The organism is Paenibacillus sp. sgz302114, from assembly GCF_056120345.1.
The window spans coordinates 1-19121 of the sequence record NZ_JBVYOI010000020.1 but is presented as its reverse complement, the minus strand read 5'-3'; the positions used below and the strand labels follow the sequence as shown (position 1 = coordinate 19121).

General features: G+C 50.2%; 18 protein-coding genes, 2 tRNA genes and 2 rRNA genes. 5 read left to right on the top strand and 17 right to left on the bottom strand.

The window, feature by feature from the left end:
• Nucleotides 1-128 precede the first annotated feature (128 nt).
• From rluF to AC0LWF_RS26355, 3 genes are read right to left on the bottom strand one after another with little or no spacing between them, the layout of a single operon-like run.
• Complete coding sequence (rluF, locus tag AC0LWF_RS26365) at nt 129-824, bottom strand: 23S rRNA pseudouridine(2604) synthase RluF (protein ID WP_474654464.1); 696 nt, start codon at nt 822-824, stop codon at nt 129-131.
• Between the two features lie 26 nt (nt 825-850).
• Entirely contained in the window at nt 851-1570 is a 720-nt protein-coding gene (locus tag AC0LWF_RS26360) for an NAD(P)H-binding protein (RefSeq protein WP_474654463.1), read from the bottom strand.
• Nucleotides 1571-1608: 38 nt separating this feature from the next.
• Complete coding sequence (locus AC0LWF_RS26355; protein ID WP_474654462.1) at nt 1609-3699, bottom strand: ATP-binding protein; 2091 nt, start codon at nt 3697-3699, stop codon at nt 1609-1611.
• Nucleotides 3700-4156: 457 nt separating this feature from the next.
• On the opposite strand from AC0LWF_RS26355, the gene tadA reads away from it, so the two are divergent.
• Complete coding sequence (tadA, locus tag AC0LWF_RS26350; protein ID WP_474654461.1) at nt 4157-4642, top strand: tRNA adenosine(34) deaminase TadA; 486 nt, start codon at nt 4157-4159, stop codon at nt 4640-4642.
• Here the strand turns inward: tadA and AC0LWF_RS26345 are convergent.
• The gene (locus tag AC0LWF_RS26345; RefSeq protein ID WP_474654507.1) at nt 4548-4808 is read right to left on the bottom strand and encodes a Spo0E family sporulation regulatory protein-aspartic acid phosphatase; all 261 of its coding nucleotides are present in this window, start codon (nt 4806-4808) and stop codon (nt 4548-4550) included. The two genes, tadA and AC0LWF_RS26345, sit on opposite strands and share 95 nt — an antisense overlap.
• Before the next feature lie 393 nt (nt 4809-5201).
• Here AC0LWF_RS26345 and AC0LWF_RS26340 point away from each other — a divergent pair.
• From AC0LWF_RS26340 to AC0LWF_RS26325, 4 genes are all read left to right on the top strand, one after another.
• A tRNA-Arg gene (locus AC0LWF_RS26340) sits at nt 5202-5278 on the top strand.
• A 62-nt stretch (nt 5279-5340) separates the two neighbouring features.
• Nucleotides 5341-5880 carry a GNAT family N-acetyltransferase gene (locus AC0LWF_RS26335; RefSeq protein ID WP_474654506.1) on the top strand — a complete coding sequence of 180 codons (540 nt, stop codon included), beginning with the start codon at nt 5341-5343 and terminating at the stop codon, nt 5878-5880.
• Nucleotides 5881-5946: 66 nt separating this feature from the next.
• A complete protein-coding gene (locus AC0LWF_RS26330; RefSeq protein ID WP_474654505.1) occupies nt 5947-6399 on the top strand; it encodes a VOC family protein in 453 nt (150 codons plus the stop codon).
• A 138-nt stretch (nt 6400-6537) separates the two neighbouring features.
• A complete protein-coding gene (locus AC0LWF_RS26325) occupies nt 6538-8535 on the top strand; it encodes a methyl-accepting chemotaxis protein (protein WP_474654460.1) in 1998 nt (665 codons plus the stop codon).
• A gap of 63 nt (nt 8536-8598) precedes the next feature.
• Here AC0LWF_RS26325 and AC0LWF_RS26320 read toward each other — a convergent pair whose 3' ends face one another.
• From AC0LWF_RS26320 to AC0LWF_RS26260, 13 genes are all read right to left on the bottom strand, one after another.
• Nucleotides 8599-9669 carry a hypothetical protein gene (locus tag AC0LWF_RS26320; RefSeq protein ID WP_474654459.1) on the bottom strand — a complete coding sequence of 357 codons (1071 nt, stop codon included), beginning with the start codon at nt 9667-9669 and terminating at the stop codon, nt 8599-8601.
• Nucleotides 9670-9867: 198 nt separating this feature from the next.
• On the bottom strand, nt 9868-10023 hold the full coding sequence (locus AC0LWF_RS26315) for a small acid-soluble spore protein P (protein WP_474654458.1): 156 nt from the start codon (nt 10021-10023) through the stop codon (nt 9868-9870).
• Between the two features lie 29 nt (nt 10024-10052).
• The gene (locus AC0LWF_RS26310; RefSeq protein ID WP_474654457.1) at nt 10053-10229 is read right to left on the bottom strand and encodes a hypothetical protein; all 177 of its coding nucleotides are present in this window, start codon (nt 10227-10229) and stop codon (nt 10053-10055) included.
• A gap of 61 nt (nt 10230-10290) precedes the next feature.
• Nucleotides 10291-10638: a hypothetical protein gene (locus AC0LWF_RS26305; protein ID WP_090581768.1), complete on the bottom strand. Its 348-nt coding sequence runs from the start codon at nt 10636-10638 to the stop codon at nt 10291-10293.
• Nucleotides 10639-11013: 375 nt separating this feature from the next.
• Nucleotides 11014-11102: transfer RNA gene (locus tag AC0LWF_RS26300), tRNA-Ser, on the bottom strand.
• A gap of 100 nt (nt 11103-11202) precedes the next feature.
• Nucleotides 11203-12483, bottom strand: coding sequence for a serine--tRNA ligase (serS, locus tag AC0LWF_RS26295; protein ID WP_474654456.1), 1281 nt, complete (start codon nt 12481-12483; stop codon nt 11203-11205).
• A 208-nt stretch (nt 12484-12691) separates the two neighbouring features.
• Nucleotides 12692-13276 carry a pyridoxal 5'-phosphate synthase glutaminase subunit PdxT gene (gene pdxT, locus AC0LWF_RS26290; protein WP_474654455.1) on the bottom strand — a complete coding sequence of 195 codons (585 nt, stop codon included), beginning with the start codon at nt 13274-13276 and terminating at the stop codon, nt 12692-12694.
• A 15-nt stretch (nt 13277-13291) separates the two neighbouring features.
• Entirely contained in the window at nt 13292-14173 is an 882-nt protein-coding gene (gene pdxS / locus AC0LWF_RS26285; protein ID WP_126012716.1) for a pyridoxal 5'-phosphate synthase lyase subunit PdxS, read from the bottom strand.
• A 141-nt stretch (nt 14174-14314) separates the two neighbouring features.
• Complete coding sequence (locus AC0LWF_RS26280) at nt 14315-15607, bottom strand: D-alanyl-D-alanine carboxypeptidase family protein (RefSeq protein ID WP_474654454.1); 1293 nt, start codon at nt 15605-15607, stop codon at nt 14315-14317.
• A gap of 145 nt (nt 15608-15752) precedes the next feature.
• Nucleotides 15753-17210: an IMP dehydrogenase gene (gene guaB, locus AC0LWF_RS26275; RefSeq protein WP_474654453.1), complete on the bottom strand. Its 1458-nt coding sequence runs from the start codon at nt 17208-17210 to the stop codon at nt 15753-15755.
• A gap of 156 nt (nt 17211-17366) precedes the next feature.
• Complete coding sequence (locus AC0LWF_RS26270; RefSeq protein WP_474654452.1) at nt 17367-18371, bottom strand: putative glycoside hydrolase; 1005 nt, start codon at nt 18369-18371, stop codon at nt 17367-17369.
• A gap of 392 nt (nt 18372-18763) precedes the next feature.
• A 5S ribosomal RNA gene (gene rrf, locus AC0LWF_RS26265) occupies nt 18764-18880 on the bottom strand.
• 102 nt (nt 18881-18982) lie between these two features.
• A 23S ribosomal RNA gene (locus tag AC0LWF_RS26260) occupies nt 18983-19121 on the bottom strand; the annotation flags it as partial.

Sequence of the window (19121 nt, the reverse complement as noted above, 5' to 3'; positions counted from 1 at the left end):
CAAATGTTTGTTTTCCATGCAAAAAGATCAGAGGCGCCTCATTAAAGCCGATTCTCTCTGATCTTTCGCTTTACTGCTATTGTATTATTTCCCGGGAAAAGCTCCTCTTGAAGCCTCGTCCCTGCTTACTACTTATAGTCGAGCATCGTAAACAATTCGCTCAGCTCGTCCTTCGTCAGATCCCGCCACTTCCCGTAACCAAGCTGTCCGAGATGAATATTCATAATCCGAACACGGCGCAGCTTGTTCACGTTGTAGCCGAATGTTTGGCACATACGTCGAATTTGACGATTCTTCCCTTCCGTCAGCGTAATCCGGAATACCCGGTCGCCTTCCCGCACCACCTTGCACGGCAAGGTCATCGCGCCCAAGATACGAACGCCTTCGCTCATCGCCTGAAGAAAACGCGGTGTCACTGGACGATCAACCGTAACGACGTACTCCTTCTCATGCTTGCCCTCCGCACGCAATATCCGGTTCACAATATCTCCGTCATTGGTCAGCAGAATGAGCCCTTCCGAATCCTTGTCCAAGCGTCCAATCGGAAAAATCCGCTCCGAATGTCCGATGTAATCTACAATATTGCCGCCAACATGCGATTCGGTCGTGCTCGTGATGCCTATAGGCTTGTTCAGCACGATGTAGACGTGGGAACGCTGCTCTCCAATTCGGCGGCCATCGACGCGAACGTCATCGCTAAGCTCCGCTTGGCTGCCAAGCTCGGCTGTTACGCCGTTAATAGATACGCGGCCCGATTCAACCAGTTTGTCCGCCTCGCGTCTTGAGCAATAGCCGGTTTCGCTAATAAACTTGTTAATCCTCAACTGACTTGTTCACCCCGCACCTATCGTTATTCATCTATTATTGTAGCAGTAATTGCATCATTCTCATATATCTGCGTGATCGGGCGCCCGCCCAAGGCCACTTGCCCCGCATGGGCGCATTTCACCATCTTAGCGGCCACTGCGGCAGCCTGTACGGGACGGTACATACGCAGCCGACCAACCATCAACAGCTTCATGAGCGGACTTAGCAGAATCGCCGCCTTCTCGCCTAGGCGGAATTCTTCACGCTTCCCGAGCAGCAGCGAGGGACGAAGGATATGCAGCTCCGGCAAGCCAATTTCCGTTAGGCGGGCTTCCATTTCCCCTTTGACCCGGTTGTAGAAGATCGAGGACGACGCATTGGCGCCCATCGCGGAGACCACAATATATTTGGATGCGCCATGCGTCTTCGCCCATTCCCCAAGCCTTACCGGGTACTCTAGATCGACCACGCGAAAAGCCTCCTGTGAGCCGGCCTTCTTAATCGTGGTGCCGAGCGTGCAGAACACGATATCGACTTCCACTCCGGTTAGCGCCTCTTCCATCCGATCGAGGTCGGCGGTTAGAACAGTAAGCTTGCTGCCATAGGCTTGCAGCATATCCGGCGATGGACGCAGCGGCCTGCGCGCCAGAATCGTCACCGCCGTACACTGCGGATCAGCGAGCAGCTGCCCAAGCAACGCCGAGCCGACCAGCCCTGTAGCACCAAGCACCAACGAGCGATAGCCGCGGCTTGCTTCATTCATGTCCGGTCACTCCTCGGTATGTATTGTACATGATGCCGTTATGATTTCAATAATGGGAGCGTGATCATCACTTTCGTACCTACCCCAACCTTGCTCTTTATCTCGAGCGCTCCTTGATGGCTCTGAATAATGCGCTGGCTCACCATGATGCCGAGTCCCGTTCCTTTATCTTTATCGGTATAGAACGGGTTGCCGAGCATTGGAATGCGATCCTCCGGAATGCCAATCCCATCATCAATAATCACGACTTTTACGTGATGTGGCATATCACGCTTGACCTCGATCGTTATTTGTCCGCCTTCCGGCATCGCTTCGATCGCATTTTTGATTACATTAATAAATACTTGCTTCAGCTGATTCTCCTCACAGGAAATGATGCACTCCGCTTGCTCGAATGCGGTAAGAAATTCAATATTGCATAGATGCGCCTGGCTGTCGAGGAGCGAGATGACATCGCCGAGAATGAAGCGGACATCCTTCTCTTCGAACCGTGCCGCTTGCGGCTTCGCCAGAATTAGAAACTCACCGACAATGAGATTGATCCGGTCAATCTCCGACAGCATGAGATCGACATGCATCGTATTCAGCTTAGACGTCTCGAGCTGCAGCTGCAGAAATCCGCGAAGCGTCGTCAGCGGATTACGAATTTCGTGCGCGACGCCGGCAGCAAGCTGGCCAACTGTCGTCAGCTTCTCAGACCTGCGGAGCAGCTCATCCATCTTATTGCGGCTTGTCATATCCCGCGTAATGGTCGCAATCGCACGAATCTCGCCGTGTTTGTCGCGTATTGGCGACGTTGTCGCACTAACCGCGATCCACTCGCCTTCGCTCGTTACCAGCAGCGTTTCGCGTGCAGTCAGCGTCTTGCCGCTTCGCAGCTGCTCCAAGTACTTCTGCTCTTCCTCGATCAAATGCTCCGGTACGAGCGGCAGGACCTGACCGACTGCGACTTCCGCCTCATAGCCGAACAACTGCTCGAACGCACGGTTCACTTGCGTCGTACGTCCTTCCAGGTCGACAACATGGATCGCATCGGTTGTATGATTAATGAATGATTCCAAATATTCTTTCATAGATCGGTTCTCTTCAAACGCCATCTTCAGCTTCGTCATGTAGATGCCGAGGTTCTTCGACATCGCATTCACTCGCTGCGCCAGCTGACCCAGCTCATCCTTGCGCTTTACTTCAATTGAATTGTCGAATCGGCCGAAGGATACTTCGTTTATTTTCCATAGAATCGAGCTTACCGGTCGGAAAAGGAGGCCCGAGAGCCAGTAGCTGCAGAAGATGACGAATACGAGCAGCAATACGGAAATCATAATCTGATTGTTGCGCTGCTCCGCCATCAGCTCGAGCATCGGTCTCTTATCGAATACAAGCCCAATGACGTAAGGGAGAGGCTGGTTTACTGCGACAAAGCTCTTGATTACCGATCTGTTGTTTATATCCGTATAGCGGAACACCTGCTTGCCCTTCAGCGCTTCCTTCACGCTCTTCTTATCTTGCTCGATTTCTCGGTAGCCATAACTGCCGAACGGGATTGAATTGCTCATGGACTCCGTGCTGTTGACGTAATCCGGCGCTTGCGACTCCGGTATTTTTGCAAATGTTGCCGGGTCAAACCCCGTCACTTCGAGTATGGTGGGGTTGCCTGCTTTCATTTCCGTCAAAAATGATGTCGTATGCGCGATTTCCTCATAATCGCTTAGCTGATCGCTTTGCATATAACAATGAATGACATAATTGCGCCCGCTCACTGCAAAGTAGCTGCCTTCCCCCATCGTTTCTTTGTCATTGAGAGATGCGACAAATGGCGGCGTCCAGAACGTGTTGCCCGAAAGCAAGAACTGCAATGCATCCCGCTCCAGCCCGATCTCTGAGGGATCAGATGAATGAACAGTAATATAATTGGATCCATCAAGGATCATCGTGGATATTCGAGTAACGCCAAGCTTATCTGCTAAATACGCCAATTTCTGATCCGTAACGAGAAGCGAGGATTCTGGAAGCTGGTCCGCTGCCTCGAGCGAAACCGCCTTCAGCTTCTCCGTCAGCATCGTATGTATAAATGTATGTTCCCTTGAATTCTGCATGACATTAACTGCAATTTGCTGGCTAATGGCCATCATATTCGCCTCTACGTCAGAGCGTAAATTGACGCGTGTCGAATATTCACTCAAAATTACATGAAATGCAAGCATGATAAATACAAGCAATGAGATCATAAAAGACAACTTCGTCTTGACCGACAATATGTGACACACCCTTTAAGGCAGCTTGTGGACATCTTACTTGGATCATATCATAATTGTCATAAAATGAAAGCAATCTGCAGCACCAATATTATGGAGGAAACCGAAGTTACATCTGATAGATGGAGGATGGCTCACAACTTATACACAGGATTTTCCCCATATTCACAGGGCGATTGAATAATTTGTGTACATAACTGTGAGTAAATCCTACTTATCCACAATTCTATGCACAACCTGTTAACAACGAATATTTGTTCGTGGCACAATTCGACAGTCGATTCATGTCGCAGCTGCATAAAACCGGATTTACTGGGACTGGAGGCGTATTAAGATGATAACGACAGAAACGGATTATTTTCGCGAGGAAGATTATAAGTGGATGCAAGAGGCGATTGCCGAAGCGCGGAAAGCAGAAGAGATTGGGGAAGTGCCAATTGGCGCTGTTATCGTGAAGGACGGTGAAATCATTGGTCGAGGGTACAATCTGAGGGAGACGAACCTGGATCCGACCGCACACGCGGAGATGATCGCTATTCGGGAAGCAAGCCAGCATCTCGGCGCATGGCGCTTGCTCGGCTGTACGCTGTACGTGACGCTGGAGCCTTGTCCGATGTGCGCGGGAGCGCTCGTGCAGGGGAGAATTCAAAAAGTCGTCTTCGGCACAACCGACCCGAAGGCGGGCTGTGCCGGAACGTTGATGAATTTGCTGCAGGAGCCGCGCTTCAATCACGAAACGGAGCTGCTCGGAGGCCTTCTGCAGCAAGAGTGTGCACAGCTGCTGACTCAATTCTTCCGTCGATTGCGAGGGCGCACCTAGTACTATATTTCGCCTGTTCTTCCTTATGGAGCTGTTGCAGCGTCACAATGACTTCGTCAGCAGCTTCACTTATGGCGATGACTTCTGGGTCGGTTAAACTGCCGCGGGCTTCAGCTATTTCAAACAGCTTTATTCGAAGCATCTGCAGCTCATGGAGAAGAATCATTTTGTCATTCATGGCGGCTTAGAGACAGCTCCTATCACATTCAATTAGGGTTAAGGGTGCAACGATATGTGCGGGAATCGTGGATGTCTAATTGTTAAAGGAAGTTTAATAAGTCATCTATTATTATATACGCTAAGTTCGAATCTGTTTGTAATACCTTGTCGACAATATGACCGTGAATGCGCTTAAACTTTCGACAACACTCTGCACAAAACAGTCGTTTCCAGTCCTTTATTCACAGTTGATAAGTATTCGAATAGGTCTTTGGTCTCTCTCAGTAGTTATTCAGATGTGGATATCTTATTGACTGCGATCTACCCACATCATCCCCACGATATCCACATTGCTACGTTGCGCCAATCGCGCCAAACATGCTATTATTATCCTTACCGGGCGCCCGTAGCTCAGCAGGATAGAGCGACAGTTTCCTAAACTGCAGGTCGTACGTTCGAATCGTATCGGGCGCGCCATTTGATTACAAACCTTGTTATGGCAAGGTTTTTTGTTTTTTAACGGAGGCATAATGGACATGATTATGACAGGAGACAATGTATATATCCGCTTCTTTGAGGATGAAGATGCAGAAGCATTACTCGATTTGCATGTGGACAACCGCGAGTTATTTCAGAAGTACTCGCCTACTATTGCAGATGACTTTTACACGCTTGAGTCGAAACGCAAGTATATAAGCGATGCACTCCAGCAGCGCGATGACGATAAGAAATATAGCTTTGGCATCTTTTTGAGAGAGAACGCCAAGCTGATTGGCAGTGTATCTCTGAACCACATCTATCGGGGCCCGCTTCAACGGGGCATGATTGGTTATCAATTGGATGCGCAATATAACGGTAGAGGATTAACGACGGAGGCCGTCTCCCTAGCTGTCGCATATGCGTTTAATGAATTACGGCTGCATCGCATTGATGCAGGCGTTATGCTAAGCAATGGAGGCTCCATGCGTGTACTTGAGAAAGCAGGCCTTCATAAGGAAGGCATCGAACGAAAAGGTGTACAGATTAATGGACAATGGGAAGACCATCAGATCTTCGCCATTATATCCGAACACAATTAAACGGATGCACTGCAAACCCTTGATACTCAAGGGTTTATTCTTTATATCAGGAGGATGGTCGGGATGATGATTCAGAATCTATACGAAACTCATATTCAAGTGCAAGATCTGCAAGCCTCCATCGCTTTCTACAAGGACCTTGGATTAGAATTGTCCCTTGTCGTTGAGGAGCGCCGCGTCGCTTTTTTCTATATAGGCAAAGATCGGCAGATGCTGGGCGTATGGGAAGTACCTGCGGGCACTGAAGTTCGCACAAGGCATTTTGCGTTCGGTACGGATCTAGCACAATTAGAGAAATCCATCGAATGGCTGCGCGCCAGAGGGTTATCCCCAGTTCCTGTGCTTGGCCGCGAGCCAATCGAACCGATTGTCCACACGTGGATGCCTGCAGCTGCCGTTTACTTCAACGATCCGGACGGCAATGAGCTGGAGTTTATCGCCTGGCTGCCAGATGAGCCGCAAGATCTCGGTTATGCTCCATACTTGAGCGAATGGCGAGCGCTGCATCAACAGAGCTAACCTCACACAGGAGAACCGCGTCCTTGGGCGCGGTTCTTTTTATTTTAGGTATAACGACTCACACAAGAAGGGTTTTAACATATTTTGCCGAACTCATTTGTTAGGTTATCTAACATCTATGAAGGGAACGTGCTACCTATGAAAATGCCTTTCTTCTCCCTCGCCATCAAGCTGCTTGACCGTCAGAACTATGCGAAGAAATTTATGCTGATCGGCATCGTCCTCGTCATTCCCATCGTGTTTCTTATGTATTTCTACATTTCATCGAAGAATGTCGGCATTCATTTCGGCAAACAAGAACTGCTCGGCAGTCAGTATAATGCCGGCGTTACCAAGCTGCTGCGCACTGCAGAGGAGCTGCGTGAACAGACTAATACATACCGCAGCAGCCACGGTGATGCTACTGCATCGATCGCAATTACACGCTTGCAGCAGCAGATGGACACTGCAATCGCAGCGCAAGATAAGCTCGACGCTGATCTAGGCAAGACACTCGGGACGAGCGAGGCTTGGAGCCGCATCAAGTCTGAATGGCAGTCCAATAAGAGTACAGTGCTGCAATCAAGCACCACTGATCCCCAATATAATAAACATCTGACGCTCGTCGAAGACCTTCTCAAGCTGACAGAGCTTGTCGCCAACAATTCGAATCTGATCCTCGACCCCGATCTCGACAGCTATTATATTATGGACATCACGCAAGTGAAGCTTCCTGCCGTGTCGAACTTGCTCAGCTTATCCCTTACGATTGCGGAGGAAGCAAGCCGCAGTAACCAGCTCTCGCTCGAAGCTCGTACACAGCTGCTGCGCTACATGACGCTGCTTCAATATGACATGGACACCGCGCAATCCGATCTTCAGACCGCCTTCACCAGCAATCCGGCGATCAAGCCGCTCCTTAGCAATCAGCTGGCGGAGACTTCAAGCCTTATCCAGCAGCTAGAGAAGCAATTCAATGAACAACTGCTAGGCGAAGGCGGTCAAATTTCGTCTACCTCAGCCAATTTCACAAGTCTGTCCAGAGCGGCGACCGCATCCATCTACAAGCTATCTGATCAAGCAGCGCCTGTTCTGGATCAGCTGCTGCACGAGCGTATCGGCAGCTTCACTTCCCAGCTCTACCAAGCCATTATCTTCATCGCAGCTTTGCTGGCGCTCGCTCTCTATCTCGCCATTGCCTTCTGCATCTCGACTGTCAGCGCGCTGACCAATCTGGAGAAGTTATCGCGTTCCATCGCGAGCGGAGACCTATCCGTCACGAGCGATTATGCGCCTCGGGACGAGATCGGCGCCTTCACCAAATCCTTCAACCATATGGTCGCAAGCTTACGAACCGTAATCAGCCATATGAAAGAGAGCGCCGTCTCCGTCTCCAATGCGTCCAAGGATATTTCTCAGAGTACAGAAGAGATTGCAAGGGGAAGCAGCGAGCAAGCCCGCTCCACACTGGAGATGAACGAGCTGCTCATGCAGCAGGCTGCCGCAATCAATCTCGTCGCTCGCAATGCGGAGAATACGTCGCATCTCTGCATGGATACGAAGCAAATTTCCGATGAGAGCAGCCGGGTTGTTCAGCTCTCCATCGACAGTATGATCGCCCTAAGCAGCAAAATGACGACCTTGCAAGACGCCTCAATGCGAATTGGAGAGATCATCGAGGTCATCGACGAGATTGCTCAGCAAACCAACCTGCTGGCGCTTAATGCAGCCATTGAAGCAGCCCGCGCAGGCGAGCAGGGCCGCGGCTTCTCTGTCGTAGCAGACGAAGTACGCAGACTGGCTGAGCGCAGCAGTGAAGCTGCCATGCAAATTACACGCATCATTCACGATATGCAGAATTACAGCACAGAAAGCGTCCAAGCCGCGACGAGCGCCATGGAATATTCCAAGCGCACCGAGCAATCGTTCCAGACCATTACGCACAAAATCAACGAAATGACCAAGCAAGTTACCGATATCGCCTCTGCGAGCGAGCAGCAGTCCATCCAGACCAAGGATGTGCTGAACTCCATAGAAGGGATCGCCGCGTTCAGTCAAGAAGCCTCTGCAGGCTCAGAGCAGACAGCAGCCAATTCACAAGCACTGTACAGCTTGGCGAACAACTTGACGCAATCGGCAGCAAGCTTCAAGTTCTAACCTTCTTGATCATGCAAAGAAGCGTCCCTCCATCGCGGAGTGGACGCTTCTTCTTCTTTATGATTATGATCCGCTTGGCAGCCCGAGCATTCCTTGCAGCTGCTCGACTGGAATCGCATCCTTCGGCAATTCATATTCGAACTTCACATCTTTATTAATATCCGAGATCGACATCTCGTAATGCATGTCTAACTTAAGCCCGCCAGCAGCAGCGTCAGTAGACTCAAGCTTCACGTTCAGCCCTCCGTACGTCAAGTAATCATCCTTAATGCCGCCGGTTACCTCGAGCTGGCCAATCTTCACACTCTTCTTGAACGTATCAACTGCATCCTTCGCTTTGCCCGTGTTACCGCCGGCGAGTTGTTTTTTCGCCGCCTCCAGCTGTTCTTTTTTCAGCTGAAGAGTCTTCATATACGACTCATTGCTAAGCAAGATATCAATGATTTGCGGCGCTCCCTTCTCCATCACCGCCGTCAGCGCAGCATCTTTGTTCGACCCATCCACAGCGAAGCGTACGAACTTGTCAGCCTCCTGCCCTTCCGGCAGTCCATTAATATCTGCAGCCTTCGGCTCGGAGAAGAACGTTTTCTCATCCAGACTATCTAGCAGCGCTTTAAGCAGATCTTGACCGATGTTCTGCGAAGCGGTAAGATCACCGACGCCTTGCTCCTGCGCCAATTTCTTCGCATCCATTTCCACGAATTTTCCCGAGAGCGCATCAAGCATCGGGTAGCCTGGTATATGTGGTACCTTTATCCATACTTTATCTGCTGTAATAATCATCGGGAGCGATACATTCAGCTTCACATCACCGCTGCCAAGTGTCATATCCATCACAAGCTCAGCACGCGCAGGCGACTTCTGCACCTTACCGTGGAAGTTAATAACCGCACCTTTCAACATCGACAAAATAAGCGGAGCCACAGCCGGCACTTTGCCATCCGCTAATTCCTTTTGAGGCAGCGACAGCTCACCTAGCGTAATTTTTCCTGTATATGCCATGCTTTTTGCATCTTGATTGTTAGCCATTGCGTCCAGCATCGTTTCCTTCGCAGTTTTGGAGCTGCTGCAGCCGCTTAAGACGACTAATGCTGCAACGAGCAGCAGAATTGTGCTTAGCTTCACGAATTTCATTATAAAAAAACTCCTCTCCCTTTAACGAAACGAGCCCACAATGAAGCGAGCACCTTTCATTTTACCTGATCCTCGGATCAATCGGAAGAATTAAATGATGGCACTTTCATCTTCAGTTCCATAGCCCTATGCCAAAAAAGCCCCCTGTCGACGGATGCTGCTCCATCTCAGAGGGCTTGCTTCATACTCCAATTATGCTTATCCTTGCGGGTTATTATGACTCACATGATTGGCCTGTTTCGTTTTCTTCGAGCCCGAGTGAGCTACCGGTTGATGCGAATCATTATCCGAACGCGATCTGGCACGCTGCTCATCCGGATTGGATACAGGAACGCTCTTGGACTTGCCGCCCATACTCAATACACCTCTTTATTAGAAATTCACTAACTGCGCGAATGGAACAAATCTGACGGCTCGTCGTGATTCAGATCATCCTGATGTCGGCGATCATTCGTATCCTGCTGCAGTTGCTGGGCATGATGGCTGTTCACTGGATTTTTATCCAGATCCTCTACGACATTGCTCAAGTTCTTATCCGCAGTTTCTTTAACCTTTGTCATAAATTTAGCTTCGCCTGCCTTTCCTTATACGTGTGTACGGCTACAGCTATAACGGCGGGAGCTATGGATGTGTCAGATCGTGCAGCGCTTGTGCGCATTCATGAATATGACGTGTGTAATCCTGCACCAGCTCCTGAACGATCTCCGTCCTCTCGTCGATCGAGCGGCCGTCCTTCTCCACATCAATTAGTGTCGTTTGCACTTCACGGCCATCCACATAGGCGACCTTAAAATCAAAATCATACATCTGGTGCCCAGCCGCATGTATCGTAATGCGCAGAGCTGACGGATCCGCTTCATCAGCCAGCACCTGCGCGCGATCGGCTTCATTAATCGTCGTTGGCAGTGTTTGCTGCCACGCTAACGTCAGCTGTTGCTGATCAATTGCGAGCTCATCGTGCTTGCTCATCGCTTACCACCTCCATGCCGATAATATGCGGTTTTGGCGGTGTTTTTATGCGGCTGCCGTGACGCAAAGCGAATGCAAAAAAGCACCCAAGCGATTGTTCGCTTGAGCGCCGTTATGAGAATTAGTGGCGGATCCCATCTCCGTCATGGCACAGAAAAGCCGTTTCCCATTCAGGAAACGGCTTGTAGTTTGTTTTATGGCGGAGAGGGTGGGATTCGCTCCGTCGCACAGCGTCCATTCGGACGCTGTTAGGGCGACTATCACGCCGGGGCCTACAAACACGATGTGTTTGCTTAACGGCCCGTTCGAATCCCATCTCCGCCATTGCACAAAAAAGCCACTACCCATTCGGGAAGCGGCTTGTAGTTTATTATATGGCGGAGAGGGTGGGATTCGAACCCACGTGGAGTTGCCCCCTAACGGTTTTCAAGACCGCCCCGTTATGACCGCTTCGGTACCTCTCCGAATGATGAAACGACCCTTTTCCAAAGGTCACAAGATGTATTATACCACAGGGGAATTCAGATTCGCAACTCCAAATTCACCCTATGGCCACAACATTATTTATCGAGCGCTTATAACCTCAAGGCCGCCCATGTAAGGACGCAGCACTTCCGGTACAACGACTGAACCGTCAGCTTGCTGGAAGTTCTCCAGAATCGCAGCAACCGTACGACCTACTGCAAGGCCTGAACCGTTCAATGTATGAACGAATTCTGGCTTGCTCTTCGGTTCCGGACGGAAGCGAATATTCGCACGGCGAGCTTGGAAATCCTCGAAATTCGAACAGGACGAGATTTCACGGTACGTACCGCCGCTTGGAATCCACACTTCAAGATCATACGTCTTCGCGGATGTGAAGCCCATATCGCCCGTACAGAGCGTTAGAACGCGATAAGGCAAGCCAAGCAGCTGCAATACCTTCTCGGCGTTAGCAGTGAGCTTCTCGAGCTCTGCATACGAATCCTCCGGCTTCACCAGCTTCACCAGCTCAATCTTGTTGAATTGGTGCTGGCGGATCAATCCGCGCGTGTCACGGCCGGCAGATCCCGCTTCTGAACGGAAGCATGCGCTGTATGCAACGAAATTCTTTGGCAGCTCTTCCGCCGACAGAATCTCTTCACGATGAAAGTTCGTCACCGGCACTTCCGCAGTCGGAATAAGATAGTACTCCGTGTCCGCTATTTTGAACAGGTCCTCTTCGAACTTCGGCAGCTGACCCGTTCCGATCAGGCTGTCGCGATTAACGATGTACGGCGGGAGCATCTCTTCATAGCCATGCTCATCGCTATGTAGATCCATCATAAAGTTAATAAGCGCACGCTCCAGACGCGCGCCAAGGCCACGATAGAACACGAAGCGCGAGCCAGTTACTTTCGCAGCACGCTCGAAATCAAGAATGCCCAAATCCTGTGCCACTTCAAAATGCGCCTTCGGTTCAAATGCGAACGACGGCACCTCGCCATGACGGCGAATCTCCACGTTATCGTCTTCAGAAGAGCCAACAGGAACCGACTCGTTCGGCACGTTCGGAATCGCCAGCATCAGCTCTGCAGTCTCTGCTTCAACGACGCGAATCTCCTCATCAAGCACTTTAATGCGGTCGCCTACCTCACGCATCTCCAGAATCAGCGCTTCTGCGTCCCCGCCGCTCTTCTTCAGCTTCGCAACCTCCTGCGAAACGGTATTACGACGGTTCTTCAGCTGCTCTGTCTCTTGAAGCATGTCCCGCCATTTGCCATCGAGCGCCGGGAAGTTCGAGATGAGCTCCAGCGACTTGCCACGGTTCAGCAAAGCTTGCTCTACTTTAGCGTAATCATTACGCAACAATTTAACATCCAACACGAAAGGAACGCCCCCTTCTTTTTTTGAAAATTTATAAAAACACGACGAAGTTGAGCGAAAAACCGACATTCTGAATGGGAACGACTTTGGTGCGAAGCACCACGGGAGAGACCATCAGAATGTCGGTGAATGCGAGCACTATCGGAGTGCCCCACCCAGCATCAACAACGGCAAAAAGACTGCTTACGCAGTCTTTTATGCTATGCAGCTATGCTTTAGCCGCAGCCGCTTCCTTCGCCATGTCCAGGAAATAAGCATGCAGACGGTAATCGTCCGTAAGCTCTGGGTGATAAGACGAAGCAAGCAGATGGCCTTGCCTTGCAGTTACGATTTCGCCGTTGTACGTAGAGAGTACATCGACGCTCGGCGCTACCTCTTTAATAAGAGGTGCTCGGATGAATACTGCACGCACCGGCTCATCAATGCCTTTTATCGGCAGGTCCGTCTCGAAGCTTTCACGCTGACGGCCGAATGCGTTTCGCGCGACGGTCATATCCATCAGCTGCAGATGCGCATCCTCTTGGCCTTCTATACGTTCAGCCAGGACGATCAGCCCTGCGCAAGTACCGAAGATCGGCTTGCCTTGCTGCGAGAAGTCACGAATCGCATCGATGAAGCCATACTTGCGCATGAGCTTGCCGATCGTCGTGCTCTCGCCGCCGGGAATGATAAGCCCGTCAAGCGCGCCCAGCTCTTCGACCCGCTTAACAGCAATGCCTTCTCCGCCAGCCGCTTCAATGCTACGTATATGCTCTGCTACAGCGCCTTGCAGCGCCAGTACGCCAATCTTCATCGCTTTACCGCCTTCCTAGAAGCCGCGGTCCTGCATGCGCTCGGAAGGCGCCAGCTTCGAAATTTCAATGCCTTTCATCGGTGTACCCAGGTTTTTGGATACTTCTGCGATCAGCTTGTAATCTGTGTAGTGCGTTGTTGCTTCAACGATTGCACGAGCGAAACGCTCTGGATATTCGGATTTGAAAATACCCGAACCAACGAATACGCCGTCAGCGCCCAGGTGCATCATCAACGCTGCATCGGAAGGCGTTGCTACGCCGCCGGCCGCAAAGTTAACGACAGGAAGCTTGCCTGTTTCGTGAACGTCCAGAAGCAAATCGTAAGGTACGCCGAGGTTCTTTGCTTCATGATAAAGCTCGTCCTTGGAAAGGTTCTGTACTTTACGGATTTGACCCGTAATCAGACGCATATGGCGAACAGCCTCAACGATGTTGCCTGTTCCTGGCTCGCCTTTCGTACGAAGCATTGCAGCGCCTTCTTGAATACGACGGAGCGCTTCGCCAAGATCTTTCGCACCACACACGAATGGAACTGTGAAGTCGCGCTTCGAGATATGGAACACTTCATCAGCAGGCGTGAGTACTTCGCTTTCGTCGATGTAGTCCGCACCCAGAGCTTCGAGCACGCGTGCTTCTACATAGTGACCGATACGTGCTTTCGCCATAACCGGAATCGAAACAACCTTCATTACTTCTTCAAGCACTGTCGGGTCAGCCATACGGGCTACGCCGCCTGCTGCACGAATATCAGAAGGTACACGCTCAAGCGCCATAACCGCTGTTGCGCCAGCCGCTTCAGCAATTTTAGCTTGCTCGGCGTTCATAACGTCCATAATGACGCCGCCTTTTTGCATTTCAGCCATACCGCGTTTTACGCGCGAAGTTCCTGTTTCCATGTTCGTAAATCCTCCCAAAAAGTTTTTCGCAGTTTCTCCAACATGTAAATCGCCGGACTAACTCTAACCAATAATTTTACAGCATAGCGGTCTAATCGACAACTATTTACACCTCATAAATAGCTGTCGCCACCCGTTTATTTAAAATAAATCCATAATCCCATGGAATAATCCCGAAATAAAGCCGCCAAGTCCACGGAACATCAAGCGCCACCAGCTTGCTTTCTTCACTTCTTCGGATGTGATCAGCTTAACCGTTTTATCAATGGATTGACCGGTTTCCGGATCCTTGTAGGAATATGTCGCCGAGCCTACTTCAGTGCCGCTTGGAATTGGAGCTACCAGCTCGTTATCCTTCTTCACGTCGACCTTCGTCAGCTTAACGTCTGGAGCAGCGCCTTTCTTCACGAGGAACGTCACATCTGTTGCTGTCATGATAGGCACTTCTTTCGATTTGCCTTTCTTTATTTTTACCGTCTTTGCGCTTTCTACAACAGTCTTCGGCGCTACAACCGTCTTTTTCTCGAAATTTTGGAAGCCGTAGTCGAACAGCTTCGCTGTTTGGATGAACCGCGAGGATTTCGAAGAGGCATCCATAACGACCGAGATCAGACGCATATCGCCTTGCTTCGCTGTTCCTGTGAAACAGTAGCCCGCTGCACCGATGTAGCCCGTCTTCATGCCGTCAACGCCGGTATATGCATATTTCTTCAAGGATGGGATCGACTTGTTCGTCTCCAGCATCCAGTTCAAGTTAATCATTGGCGTCTTATCGCGCTCACGGAATTTGTAGCTTGGCGTGCTTGCGAACTCAAGAAACTCAGGGTGCTTCTTGATCAGCACGCGAGCGAATTTCGCCATATCGCCTGCCGATATAACCGTCGTTTCCGCAAGGCCGGTCGCACTTGTGAAGTGAGCCGATGTCAAGCCGAGCGCCTTCGCCGTTTCGTTCATCTTCTCAACGAAACCCTGCTCCGTGCCAGCAACTGCATCTGCCAACGCGATAGTTGCGTCATTAGCCGATTGAACCGCCATCGCCATGTACAAATCTTTAACCGTATGCTTGTCGCCCTCTGCCAGATAGATTGCGGAGCCGTCAGGAGGAATATCAGCTGCTTCCTTCGAAACAGTAACCACATCCGTCATTTTCAAACGTCCAGCAGTAACCTCTTCAAGCACAAGGTACTCGGTCATCAGCTTTGTCATGCTTGCCGGCGGATAAGCTTTGTCGGCATTGACCGCATAGAGAACCTGGCCGGTATCTGCATCTATTAAAACTGCTGAACGCACCTCAATTCCTAGCGAGTTCGGTGTGAATTCTGACGAATCCGCATGAGCCTTATAAGTGCCTAGAGTCGTTGTAAGCATCGTTGCAATAACAGCTGCACAGATGGTCGGTACGAAGCGTACCAGTCCCTTTTTCCGTTTCAACATTCTCTCTCCTCTTCTATCATCTACTCTAGTTATTGTAACACAAAGCACATCGTTTCTAAAAAAAGAAAGACAGGAAAACGGTGATTCCCACCATCTTCCTGCCAGGTCCGTCATTATTTCATTTATGCTGCAGCATTAGTAATGATTACAGCGAGTAGTTTGGCGCTTCTTTCGTAATTTGAACATCATGCGGATGGCTTTCGCGCAGACCCGCATTTGTAATACGAACGAATTGCGTATCGTTCTTCAGCTCTTCGATACTTGCCGTACCACAATATCCCATACCGGAACGTAAGCCGCCGATTAGCTGATGCACGGTATCTGCAAGCGGTCCTTTGTAAGCAACACGGCCTTCAATGCCTTCCGGAACGAGCTTGTTCTCGTTCTCTTGGAAGTAACGGTCCTTGCTGCCTTCCTTCATTGCGCCGATGGAGCCCATACCGCGGTAAACCTTGAAGCGGCGACCTTGGTAAATTTCCGACTCGCCCGGGCTCTCTTCCGTGCCTGCGAACAAGCTGCCGATCATAATCGCACTTGCGCCAGAAGCGATCGCCTTCGTAACATCGCCGGAGTACTTGATACCACCGTCAGCGATAATTGGAACATTGTATTCACGCGCAACCGAAGCACAGTCATAAATCGCTGTAATTTGCGGTACGCCGATACCAGCAATAATACGAGTTGTACAGATCGAACCGGGACCCATACCGACTTTGATAACGGACGCGCCGGCTTGGATCAGCTCGCGTGTACCTTCACCAGTCGCTACGTTACCCGCAATAATTGTAAGATCCGGGTAATTGTTGCGCAGCAATCGAACCATCTCTATTACGTTCTTCTGATGTCCGTGAGCCGTATCAATGACGAGTACGTCAACGCCTGCGTTAACCAGCGCTTCCGCACGCTCTGGAGTATCCTTCGCAATACCGACTGCAGCGCCGCAAAGCAGACGGCCTTGAGGGTCTTTCGCCGCACTCGGGAACTGGATTGCTTTCTCGATGTCTTTAATCGTAATAAGACCTTTAAGTGTATTCGTGTCATCAACGAGCGGCAGCTTCTCGATCTTATGCTTCTGGAGAACAACCTCTGCCTGCTGCAAAGTTGTACCTACCGGGGCTGTGACGAGATTGTCCTTCGTCATGACTTCGCTGATTTTCATCGAATAATCATGGATGAAGCGAAGATCGCGGTTCGTAATGATACCGACAAGCTTCTTATCGCCATCCACAACTGGAACGCCAGAAATCCGGTATTTGCCCATCAATTCCTCAGCGTCATACACGTGGTGGTCAGCTGTAAGCGAGAACGGGTTCGTAATAACGCCGCTTTCCGAACGCTTAACACGGTCTACCTCTTCCGCTTGCTGAGCGATGGACATGTTCTTGTGAATGATGCCGATGCCGCCCTCACGTGCCATAGCGATCGCGAGCTTAGCTTCCGTAACAGTATCCATACCTGCACTGATGAGTGGAATGTTAAGTTTGACGCTAGGACTTAGTGTGATCGAAACATCAACTTCCCTAGGCAATACTTCCGATTTACGAGGCACGAGCAGTACGTCATCGAAGGTTAAGCCTTCTTTGGCGAATTTATTTTCCCACACAGATTTGTTCCTCCCCAAACGATTTGCTTCTCCCTTGAATTGTCGGAATTATCGTAAAAATCCCAGTAAAATCAAGAGGTCCGCGTATATTATTGCAATAGTATCAGAGGGGTATAGGGCTGTCAAGATAACGACGGCAGGGGGATTTTGTCGATATTAAGAACGATAATCATACTTGCAATTCGAGCTCCACAGTAGAAACTCATGAACCCCCTGTTCCTTGGCTGCTTGGATTTGCTTATTCACCTGTTCTGCCCCGTACTGCTGATGTGGGTGCACCCACTTCGCAGTGAAGCTTTGCAGCCATGGTCGAATAGTCGCAGGTTTCTGATCACTTCCGCTACTAATCAAATTATTACGGTGATTCGCATCCATCATGGCATGGCGGATAATTGCGTAAGGGCTAAGATCTGGCTGCTTTACCCCATACATGCCTGTAGAATAATGAGAAGGATAGGTCATCGGGGAGATGACATCAACAGCGTTCGATATGGAACGCCATGATTGGCCAATACCCATGTCATTCGTTGATGAGGTCACGAGTCCAAAGACATCTGCCGATACCCTTGCACCTGCTGCATGTACGCCTCCTTTAGCTTCTTTAAGAAACTGGGCGATAACTTGTGACTTTGATTTTCCACCCCGGCTGCTGCTGTACTGAACTTCTCGATCAACCTTCGACCCGTTATCCGGAAATCGTACATAATCAAATTGAATCTCATCAAAGCCAATTGCAGCCGCTTCTTGCGCAATAGCTGCATTATAAACACGAACCTGCTGCTGAAAAGGATCCAGCCACACTTTACCTTGCACATCCCGCCATACCCCTCCACTTTTCCGCTGAAGAGCTAGGCTCGGATGTGATTTAGCGTATAACGGGTCTTTGAAAGTCACAATACGCCCGATCACATAAATATGCTTATCCTTCAGCCTGCGCAGCAGCGCCTGTACGTCACCTATCGCTGCGTGCCTGTCCGCACCAATGGCGTTTACTTCAGGCAGCGAAGACTTGTAGGTAAGCTGGCCATATTCGTTCTTCACATCGATGACCATCGCATTGAGGTCAGTAAGGTCAACAAGCTGGATGAGCCGATCAAGCCGCTTCTTGCTGCCTGCTACCCAACCGGACACGTAGATGCCTTTTACAGGCTCTTTAGGCACAGACGGTCTACGTACTCTGGCAGTTCGTGGTTGTGACTGCTGTGACTTAATCGCGGCAGAAAAAGTATGTGGAACATTTACATGTGCATTGAAATTTGGTGGCTTCATCTGATTTTTTAATGGAGGTAAGCTCGCTTCTTGCAGCTGCGTCGAGCTCCCACAGCCCGTACATACAAGAAGCGCTGTCATTATAGCAAATGCCTTTGTTCTCACACCGTCCACCATCACTCGTTACCACCTCCGTCACAAAGAATGACTGCGTTGTCAGTAGTATGTGCCCGCTTGCTCGCACAGTTGTGAAGGAGATATGACCAGCTCTGGGTGAAAAAGACAACCCGCAATTAAGTACAGACAACAAAAAACCGACCATATTGATATGGTCGGTTATCTGTGCTTGGCGACGTCCTACTCTTCCAGGACCCTGCGGTCCAAGTACCATCGGCGCTGGAGGGCTTAACGGTCGTGTTCGGGATGGGTACGCGTGGTTCCCCTCCGCCATCGCCACCAAACGGTGAGCCGCGTTAGCGAGACTCTATATACAAGGCCTTACGCCTTGAAAACTGGATACGAACCTTTGCGAAGGTTTCTTGCTTAGCTGGATTTCACTTGTTTAGGATAAGCCCTCGACCGATTAGTATTCGTCAGCTGCACACGTTGCCGCGCTTCCACCTCGAACCTATCAACCTGATCGTCTTTCAGGGGTCTTACATACTGGGAAATCTCATCTTGAGGGGGGCTTCACGCTTAGAT